Source organism: Streptomyces sp. NPDC006997 (assembly GCF_040635175.1).
In the GTDB taxonomy this organism is placed as follows: Bacteria; Actinomycetota; Actinomycetes; order Streptomycetales; family Streptomycetaceae; genus Streptomyces.
Window position 1 is genome coordinate 85,299 of record NZ_JBEYHH010000031.1, and the last position, 8,581, is coordinate 93,879.

An 8,581-nucleotide genomic window follows, 5' to 3' on the forward strand; every position below is an offset into this window, starting at 1 on the left:
TCGTTCAGAGGAGACGCAGGGCGATGACAGCCGTGAACAAGGACTTATCCCAGGGAGCCGAGGGAGCCGAGGGAGCCGACGGGGCCGTGGGGTCCGGTGACGCGTCCGGGGCCGATCCGCGGCGCTGGCTGGCGCTGGGTGTGCTGGCGGCCATGCAGTTCATGCTCATCATGGACATCACGGTGGTGAACGTCGCCCTGCCGGACATCCAGGCCGGCCTGGACTTCTCCCCCGGCGGTCTGGCGTGGGTGGTCAACGCCTACGTCCTGGTGGCCGGTGGCTTCCTGCTGCTGGGCGGGCGGCTGGCGGACATGTTCGGCCGACGTCGGATCTTCATGGCCGGTGTGCTGGTCTTCGGGCTGGCGTCGGCCGCGTGCGGTGCCGCGACCGTCTCGGGGATGCTGGTCGCCAGCCGCTTCGTCCAGGGGCTGGGCGAGGCGCTGGCCGGACCGGCGGCGCTCGGGCTGATCCCGGTGCTGTTCCCCGACCGCAAGGAGCGCATGAAGGCCCTGGGCGTCTGGGGCGGGCTGTCCGCGGTGGCGGGCGCGATCGGCGCGGTCGTCAGCGGCCTGGTGACCGACCTGGTCAACTGGCGGTGGATCTTCTTCATCAACGTCCCCATCGCGGTGGTCGCCCTGGTGCTGGTGCCGCGGGTGATGCCGGAGAGCCGGATGGCCCGTGACAACCGCCGCCTGGACACCGTCGGGGCGGTGACGGCCACCGGCGGCCTGGTCGCGGTGGTCTACGGCCTGCTCCAGGCCGCCGAGCACTCCTGGGGCTCCGGGCGGGTGCTGCTGCCGCTGCTGGGCGGCGCCGCCCTGCTGCTGCTGATGGTGGCCTGGGAGGCCCGCACCCCCGACCCGATGATCCCGCTGCGGTTCTTCACCAACCGCACCCGGGTGACGACCAACGCCGTGAGCGTGGCCATCTTCGCGGCCTTCTTCACGTACATGTTCCTGTTCACGCTGTACGTGCAGCAGGCGCACGACTACTCGCCGATGAAGACGGGTCTGGCGTACATCCCGCTGACCCTGACCGCGCTCGCCGGGGCGGGCACCTCCACCGTGCTGATGCCCCGGATCGGCGTGAAGCCGGTCCTGACCGTCGCCTTCTCCGGCGCGGCGGTGGCCCTGTTCGTCGCCGCCGCGGGCTTCGCGCCCGACGCGTCCTTCGCCAGCGGGTTCCTGCCCGGCCTGGTCCTGTTCGGGTTCTTCAACGGCCTGGCCTACCCGGCCCTGGTCAACGGGGCGTTGCACGAGGTCACCGGCCAGGACTCCGGTCTGGCCTCCGGAGTGCAGACGGCGATGCAGCAGACCGGTGCGGCCCTCGGCCTGGCCACCCTGGTCCCGTTCGCCTTCCGCTACGTCGACGACCACGTCGCCGACGGCACGCTGCCGCGGGTGGCGCAGAGCGACGGGTACGCGCTGGCGTTCCGGATCGGGGCGGTGGTCCTCGCCGTCGCGGCGGTGGCCGTCGTCGTGGTGCTGGAGAAGGTCAGCGGCGAGATGCGCGACCCGATCGCCGAGGCCGCGGAGGCGGCCGACGGCGTGGGGGCCGAGCCGACGGGGGGACGCGGGGGCGGGTGAGCGGCGGCACGGTCCGCGGCGTGCGCCCCACCGCGGACGGCTCGGACGGCGAGGACGGCGAGGACGGCCATGAGTACCCCTGTGGGGGTATCCGGACCGGGAGTGCTCAATCCGCCCATCTCGACGGGAGGCAGGATGCCCCTCACGTTCCGCAAGAGTTTTCGGATACTCCCCGGAGTACGGCTGAACATCAACAAGCGTTCGTGGTCCCTCACCACCGGCGGCAGGAAGGGCCCGCGCCACACCCACAGCAGCACGGGACGTCGTACGACATCGATGGATTTGCCCGGACCTTTCGGATGGCGTCGTACGACGTCACACAAACGGCGCTGACGGCTCGTCACCCGAACAGACCCCCTGGGAGGCGCCATCTCATATCTGAGATAGCCTCGACCTCATGGCAGACGACTACCTCGTACGCATCGGCAGGCTCATCCGTGACGCCCGGCAACACCGGGGCTGGACGCAGTCCCAACTCGCCGAGGCACTCGGAACCAGCCAGAGCGCCGTGAACCGCATCGAGCGCGGCAACCAGAACATCAGCCTTGAGATGATCGCCCGCATCGGCGAGGCGCTCGACAGCGAGATCGTCTCCCTGGGCTACGCGGGCCCGATGCATCTGCGGGTGGTCGGCGGCCGTCGCCTCTCCGGCGCCATCGACGTCAAGACGAGCAAGAACGCGTGCGTGGCCCTGCTGTGCGCCTCCCTGCTCAACCGGGGGCGCACGGTGCTGCGCCGGGTCGCCCGGATCGAAGAGGTCTACCGCCTCCTGGAGGTACTGAACTCCATCGGCGTCCGCACCCGTTGGATCAACGACGGCGTGGACCTGGAGCTGGTCCCCCCGGCCGAGTTCGACCTGGACTCCATCGACGCGGACGCGGCGGTGCGCACCCGCTCGATCATCATGTTCCTCGGCCCGCTGCTGCACCGCATGGACCGCTTCCGGCTGCCCTACGCCGGTGGCTGCGACCTCGGCACCCGCACCATCGAGCCGCACATGATCGCGCTGCGCCGGTTCGGGCTGGACATCGCGGCGACGGAGGGCCAGTACCACGCGGTCGTCGACCGCACCGTCCGCCCGGACCGCCCGATCGTCCTGACCGAGCGCGGGGACACGGTGACGGAGAACGCGCTGCTGGCCGCCGCCCGCCACGACGGCGTCACCGTCATCCGCAACGCCTCCTCCAACTACATGGTCCAGGACCTGTGCTTCTTCCTGGAGGCCCTGGGCGTACGGGTCGAGGGCATCGGCACCACCACCCTCACCGTGCACGGCGTCCCGAACATCGACGCCGACGTGGACTACTCGCCCTCCGAGGACCCGGTCGAGGCGATGAGCCTCGTCGCCGCCGCGGTGGTCACCGAGTCGGAACTGACGGTCCGTCGCGTCCCCATCGAGTTCCTGGAGATCGAGCTGGCGGTCCTGGAGGAGATGGGCCTCGACCACGACCGCACCCCGGAGTACTTCGCCGACAACGGCCGCACCCGGCTGGTCGACCTGACGGTCCGCCCCTCCAAGCTGGAGGCGCCGATCGACAAGATCCACCCCATGCCGTTCCCCGGCCTGAACATCGACAACGTCCCCTTCTTCGCCGCGATCGCCGCGGTGGCGCAGGGCAAGACCCTCATCCACGACTGGGTCTACGACAACCGCGCCATCTACCTCACCGACCTGAACCGCCTCGGCGGCCGACTCCAACTCCTCGACCCCCACCGCGTCCTGGTCGAGGGCCCCACCCGCTGGCGCGCCGCCGAGATGATGTGCCCCCCGGCCCTGCGACCGGCGGTCGTCGTCCTGCTGGCGATGATGGCGGCGGAGGGCACGTCGGTACTGCGGAACGTGTACGTCATCAACCGGGGGTACGAGGACCTGGCGGAGCGGCTGAACTCGATCGGGGCGCAGATCGAGATCTTCCGGGACATTTGATATGCGAGTGCCGCCGCACCCCGTCTGACCTGCTACTTAGCGGGACAGGGAGGAGTGCGGCGGCATCACTGGGACTTCTCTGGGACTTTGCGCCTGCGGCGGGCTACGAGCCATGGTCCACAGGCTCTGGCGACCGGCCTCGGTTACGCGAAGATTGCGTCGATGGCGGCGCTGCCTCGTGCACCAGCGCGGGGCAGGAAGTGAGAGTACTTCCGCAGCGTGAACCCGGGGTCGGAGTGCCCCAGCCAGCGCGCCAGGGAGACGACCGATTCGCCAGCCTCCAGTTCCTCGGAAGCGTAGAAATGGCGCAGGGCGTGGAAGCCGTGCTCTCGGGACGGCTCCCACACGCGAGCACCGTCCCTGCTGCCCTCGTCCAGCGGTGCGATCACTCCTGCCTCAGCCAGAGCGGGCTTCCACACGTAGGAGTTGAAGTAGTTCCGGTTGATGGCCTTCCGCTCACGTCCCGTCGCCAGGAGGCTGTAGGTCCTCGGCCGCCGGTGCTTGGCCTCCACCGGCGTCTCGGCCGGAGTCGGGTCGTCCCAGGGCAGTGTGACCGGCACCGGCGCGAACTGCTGCATGTGCTGCCGGATGGCCCGGGCCACGCTTGACGGCAGCGGCACGTCCCGGACCTTACGCCCCTTGGGAAGCGCGAAACACAGCTTCGCCCGCACCATCTTGACCTGCCGCCGGACGTGCACGACCTCCTTCTCGAAGTCGATGTCGTCCGCTGAAAGACCGAGCGCCTCACCCTGCCGGAGCCCAAGACCTGCTCCGATCACGAGGAGGAGCCGGTAGCGATCCGGCAGGGCCTCCCGTACGGCCAGCACCCGTTCAGGCGGCCACGCCTCAACCCTGCCGGGGGTGGCAGGCGGAGGCCCGACCGTGCTGGATCGACATGGGTTACGTCCGAGGCGACGGTCCTCGACGGCGGCTTGGAGGACGCTGGACAGCGTTGCCCAGACCAGACGGATGGAAGTCGGACCGAGGTCTTTCTCCAGCCGCTTCTTCCAGTGGCGGAGGACTTCCGTACCGATGGCGTTGAGCGGCTGAGCACCGAGATGGGGAACGATGTGCCGCCGTACCCTCTGCTCGATCCGCTCGATCGTGGACGGGTCACCGCTCTGGGTGGGCCACCAATGGGTGGCGATGTAGTCCTTGAGGGAGATGGCCCCGTCGCGGGGATCGACGAACTCGCCTCGGCGTGCGTCGGTCTGGGCCTGGGCGAGCCAGGTCTTGGCGTCCTGGAGGGCGTCGAAGGAACGGTCCTTGACGCCGGGGATGCCCTTGACGCGGTAGCGGGTGCACTTGCCGTACATGGCGGTGCGGTCGCGTTTGCCGGTTTTCGGATTCGGGCGCTTCTTCAGCCATCGGTCTTCTATGTAGCCGGCCAGGTGGAACTCCTTTGCAATGGGGGCAGCGGCGGCGTTCTACGACGCAGGAGGCCGTGTCAGGCGGTGGTAAAGCGGGCGGAACGCTCCTGAGGTCGGACGCTGAGCGGGTTGAGGGCGGGATTGGAGCGGGAGTCGGCCTGCTCCTGTTCGCGGACCCAGGCGTCAAGGGCTTCCACTCGGTACATGACGCGACCGCGGGGGCCCATGCGGAAGCTCGGCGGTCCCTGACGGCGGTGGCGCCAGACGTAGAGGGTGTGGGGTGAGAGGCCGAGGTAGTCGGCGGCGTCCTTCACGGTCAGGAAGGCCGTGCGTACGGCCGTGGAGGAAGCAGTGGGGGCAGGCAAGGGTCGTGCAGGCATCTGGGGTTCTCTGTGAGGGACGGGAGAGGGGCGCCCGGCTGAGCGGAAATCATTGGTCCGCCCAGCCGTTGCCTGTCGTGAAGCAGGGACGAATCGCGGCGAAGCCGCGACTCGGAGTACCGCTACGGACGCCGTGCGGTCCGATTCGGCTGGCTCGGCAGGTCAGGAAGGGCCAAAGCGGCTTCGAGTCGGCCCCAAGGGATTTCGTCACGTGTCGGCTTGCGAAGGCAGTCCGCGAAGCGTTCGGCGAGGCGAGGAGCGCCCATTCCGGCGCATTCGGCTACCGCAAGGATGTGCCCAGCCGTCTGGTCGCCGTTCTTCAGCCACGCCGCGATGCGCGCGTCACGGAGAGCAGAGACATGCCTGCCGAGCGGCGAGTCGAGTTCATGCGCCTGCAGAACCGCCGCCCGCGCTTGCCGCCAGACCTTCCGGTAGACCTCGGCGGTCAGCGGCCGTCCATCGTCGAGAGCGAATATCGCGTCCTCCGGGTGGAGATCGCGCCGGATCGTCTCCTCCGTCAGGATCGCCGTCAAGTCGCGGCAGAGGGGAACACGCCGTACCGCGCCCGCGCGGTCCGAATCCTTCTCGCGGCGCTCTTGTGCCTGAGGATGGACCAGGAGCCAACTGGCGCCGTCTTCTGCGATTTCCACGTCTCGAACGCGCAGCGCCAGGGCTTCCTCCGGGCGCAGTGCCGCGAGAGCGATGGAGGCCAGGAAGGCGCGCAGAACGAGGCCGTCCTGCGGTTGTTCGCCAGCCCAGTCCAGGATCGCGAAGCACTGCCGATCGGAAAGATGAAACGTTCCTTCACTAACAACTGCGGCCACGGGAAAGCTCCTTGAAGTGAGGTGTGGGGATAGACACAGCCGTCCGGCCATGGCATGCACATCGCACGGCGACCGGACTTCTCCAATGGTCCGGAGGATCGCCGGTTTGGCTAACCGGCGATCCTCGGCTATGTTGCCCCGCTCACGCACACACTCTTCCGCGAGCTGATCTAGGTTCGCTTGCTTCGCCGCACGATTCCAGTCCCTTCCGGGATCAACATGTCTGCCGTCGGCGAACCACACGACAAACCGCCACGCTGGCGGCAGAATCACCAGAACCGACCCATCGAGCAGTCGGCCCTGAACGGACGGAAACGCCGGAACAGAGCAGGTGCCTTCTAAGCGCTTGGCCGCAGGTTCGAGTCCTGCCGGGGGCGCCACTGACCTCGCGTCAGATGGACCGGGTTTTGCCTGGTCAGACCATGTCTGACCCCCGCACATTTCCAGCGTGTGCCGGACTGCCGAGAAGCGTGAGAGTCCGGCTGACACCGGCTGAAACTGGCTTTCTACGGGTGCCTGTCCCCCATGCGTCCCCCAGCCTCCACCACCCAGATGTCCCAAAGGGACACCCGCCGCGCAACGCCCAAAGGGCGGTGTGGGACCCCCTCCACGGGGGTCCCACACCGCCCTTCTCGCATCCGGCTTACTCGGACTTAGGGACATACCTGACGTCGTAGATCTGCTTCAGGTAGTTGTCCCGCTGGCCGACGATGCACCGCGCATAGATGGCCAGGAGCACGGGCACGCTGTTCCCGGCCCACTCGGCGACCTGAGCCGGGGGTATGCCCTTGTTGAGCCACGCTGTGAGGCAGGTGTGGCGGCAGTCGTACACGCGTTTGCCCGCCGGCGACGTGTACTCATGGGGCTGGAGGACCTCCGCTCGGGCCTTGTCCCAGACCCGCCGGAACACCGAGCCTGCCAGCCTGCCGCCGAACTCTCCCGGGAAGAGGAGGTCGGTCGGCTTGAGCTTGTACTTGACGATGATCTCGCGAAGGAAGACGACAAGGTCAGGGTGGATGGGCACAGTGCGGGTGTCGCCCTCCGCTCGCCCCTTCAGGTCACGGTCATCGTGAGGCTCTCCGCTGTCGGTCCATTGGCTGCCGACCTCCGGCCGGGCGCTGTGGACGATGAACTCGCCCCAGCCCGTTTCAGGCAGTGTGGCATCGCTCACATGAAGCGCGACGGCTTCCTCCGGGCGGAGACCGGCGTAGCACAGGGTCGCGAAGAAGGCCCGGTAGAGGGGACCCCGTCGCAGGGGCCGCTTACCGATCCAATCGAGTAGCGCCGTGACCTGCTCAGGGTTCAGCAGAGAACGCTTGTCGATGGCCTGAGCAACTTTGGGGGCACCCCCTCCTCTGCCCTTGCCCTTCGGTAGAGGGTTCTGGCGGAGGATGCCGTGGCGGACGGCATACTCCATCGCCAGGTTCATGATCCGCCGGTTGCGGGAGACGGAGCTGGCCGCTGCGGCAGTGCCGTCCAGCAGCGTTCCGAGAGCGGAGACGACCGTGTCGATTCGGTCCGACTGTTCCCACGCTGCCATCGACAGCGTATTGCGCTGAACCCAGTCGAGGATGACACGAATCTCGTCCGGCATCGGCTCTTCGGGGCTGGTCCGGCGCTTAGAGTTGAAGGCCCATTCGCGCAACGCAGTCCGCACCTTGACCGGATCGAACTGCTTGGGATCCATCCGGAGCAAACCGATGGTCGCGGAGGTCATCGCCTTGGCCACGTTCTTCCGCTGGTTGGCGGAGAAGTGCGGCCAGGACTTGTCAACAAACTCGACCGCGAAGTCGTACCAGTTGGTATCCGCAGCCTTACTGGAGTACGAGATCGGCATGCCGGTCTCGGTACTGAAGGGCATGCCACGCTTGACTGCGGTCAACAGGTCGGAGCGCCGGGCATCCGCGAGTGCCTTGGTCCGATAGGTCTTGCTGTGCTTCTTCGTGCCGACCTTCCAGACCACCTTGTAGGTGTATCCGTTCGCTCGCGTCCGGCGCTCGATGTTGTAGATCCGTACGTCAAACGTGCCACCGGTCAAGATGCATCCTCACAATCACTAAGCCAGTTTTCAAGATCGCTGCGCCGTATCCGGAGGCTGCCGTTGGGGAGTCGGATACAGCGCGGCCCTCGCCCCTTCTGCCGCCAGTCGTAGAAAGTGGACCGAGCTATTCCCAGCTCGCCACACACGTCATCGACCGTCAGCTTCTCCGCAGGCCGCACCGCTACCGCCACGCCGTCACCTGGCAACTGCCGAGTGCAGGGCTTGATGTCTTCTCAAAGCGAAAAAGGGCAGGGAGTATCGCGGATCGGCGCACGGCAGGGTTTCCTTGCTGGGGGCGAGGAGTGACAGGGGCACGGCAGCATCACCTGGCGCGGTCTGCGCCAGGAGGGCCGCCTGCCCAGGGCTTGATCAAGTTCCGTGAGTGTCCGGGTTGTTGGTGATGCCCAGGATGGCGAGTGATCGTTCGGGCTCGTGGCGAATGGCGCGGGTGGT

Annotated in this window: 8 protein-coding genes; 3 read left to right on the top strand and 5 right to left on the bottom strand. The window is 67.7% G+C overall.

Annotated elements, in window-relative coordinates; genetic code table 11:
• Positions 1 to 23: 23 nt before the first annotated feature.
• The 3 genes from ABZ659_RS27250 (at position 24) to ABZ659_RS27260 (ending at position 3,513) form a co-directional block, all read left to right on the top strand.
• On the top strand, positions 24 to 1,586 hold the full coding sequence (locus tag ABZ659_RS27250) for an MFS transporter (RefSeq protein WP_360224892.1): 1,563 nt from the start codon (positions 24 to 26) through the stop codon (positions 1,584 to 1,586).
• 135 nt (positions 1,587 to 1,721) lie between these two features.
• Positions 1,722 to 1,919, top strand: a complete 198-nt coding sequence (locus ABZ659_RS27255) for a DUF4236 domain-containing protein (protein ID WP_360224894.1) — start codon at positions 1,722 to 1,724, stop codon at positions 1,917 to 1,919.
• Positions 1,920 to 1,983: 64 nt separating this feature from the next.
• A complete protein-coding gene (locus tag ABZ659_RS27260) occupies positions 1,984 to 3,513 on the top strand; it encodes a UDP-N-acetylglucosamine 1-carboxyvinyltransferase (protein WP_360224896.1) in 1,530 nt (509 codons plus the stop codon).
• A gap of 143 nt (positions 3,514 to 3,656) precedes the next feature.
• Here the strand turns inward: ABZ659_RS27260 and ABZ659_RS27265 are convergent, their stop codons facing one another.
• The 5 genes from ABZ659_RS27265 to ABZ659_RS27285 form a co-directional block, all read right to left on the bottom strand.
• Complete coding sequence (locus ABZ659_RS27265) at positions 3,657 to 4,877, bottom strand: tyrosine-type recombinase/integrase (protein ID WP_360224910.1); 1,221 nt, start codon at positions 4,875 to 4,877, stop codon at positions 3,657 to 3,659.
• Positions 4,878 to 4,960: 83 nt separating this feature from the next.
• On the bottom strand, positions 4,961 to 5,263 hold the full coding sequence (locus ABZ659_RS27270) for a helix-turn-helix domain-containing protein (protein WP_191885852.1): 303 nt from the start codon (positions 5,261 to 5,263) through the stop codon (positions 4,961 to 4,963).
• 122 nt (positions 5,264 to 5,385) lie between these two features.
• Positions 5,386 to 6,087 (bottom strand): hypothetical protein, encoded by a 702-nt coding sequence (locus ABZ659_RS27275; protein ID WP_360224898.1) that lies wholly within the window; start codon positions 6,085 to 6,087, stop codon positions 5,386 to 5,388.
• Positions 6,088 to 6,730: 643 nt separating this feature from the next.
• Positions 6,731 to 8,125 carry a site-specific integrase gene (locus ABZ659_RS27280; RefSeq protein WP_360224900.1) on the bottom strand — a complete coding sequence of 465 codons (1,395 nt, stop codon included), beginning with the start codon at positions 8,123 to 8,125 and terminating at the stop codon, positions 6,731 to 6,733.
• Positions 8,122 to 8,319 (bottom strand): helix-turn-helix domain-containing protein, encoded by a 198-nt coding sequence (locus tag ABZ659_RS27285; RefSeq protein WP_360224902.1) that lies wholly within the window; start codon positions 8,317 to 8,319, stop codon positions 8,122 to 8,124. Before ABZ659_RS27285 ends, ABZ659_RS27280 begins: the two co-directional genes overlap by 4 nt.
• Positions 8,320 to 8,581: the final 262 nt, after the last annotated feature.

Coding starts and splice junctions, on each gene's coding strand:
- ABZ659_RS27250 (WP_360224892.1), top strand. CDS start 24: ATGACAGCCGTGAACAAGGACTTATCCCAGGGAGCCGAGGGAGCCGAG.
- ABZ659_RS27255 (WP_360224894.1), top strand. CDS start 1,722: ATGCCCCTCACGTTCCGCAAGAGTTTTCGGATACTCCCCGGAGTACGG.
- ABZ659_RS27260 (WP_360224896.1), top strand. CDS start 1,984: ATGGCAGACGACTACCTCGTACGCATCGGCAGGCTCATCCGTGACGCC.
- ABZ659_RS27270 (WP_191885852.1), bottom strand. CDS start 5,263: ATGCCTGCACGACCCTTGCCTGCCCCCACTGCTTCCTCCACGGCCGTA.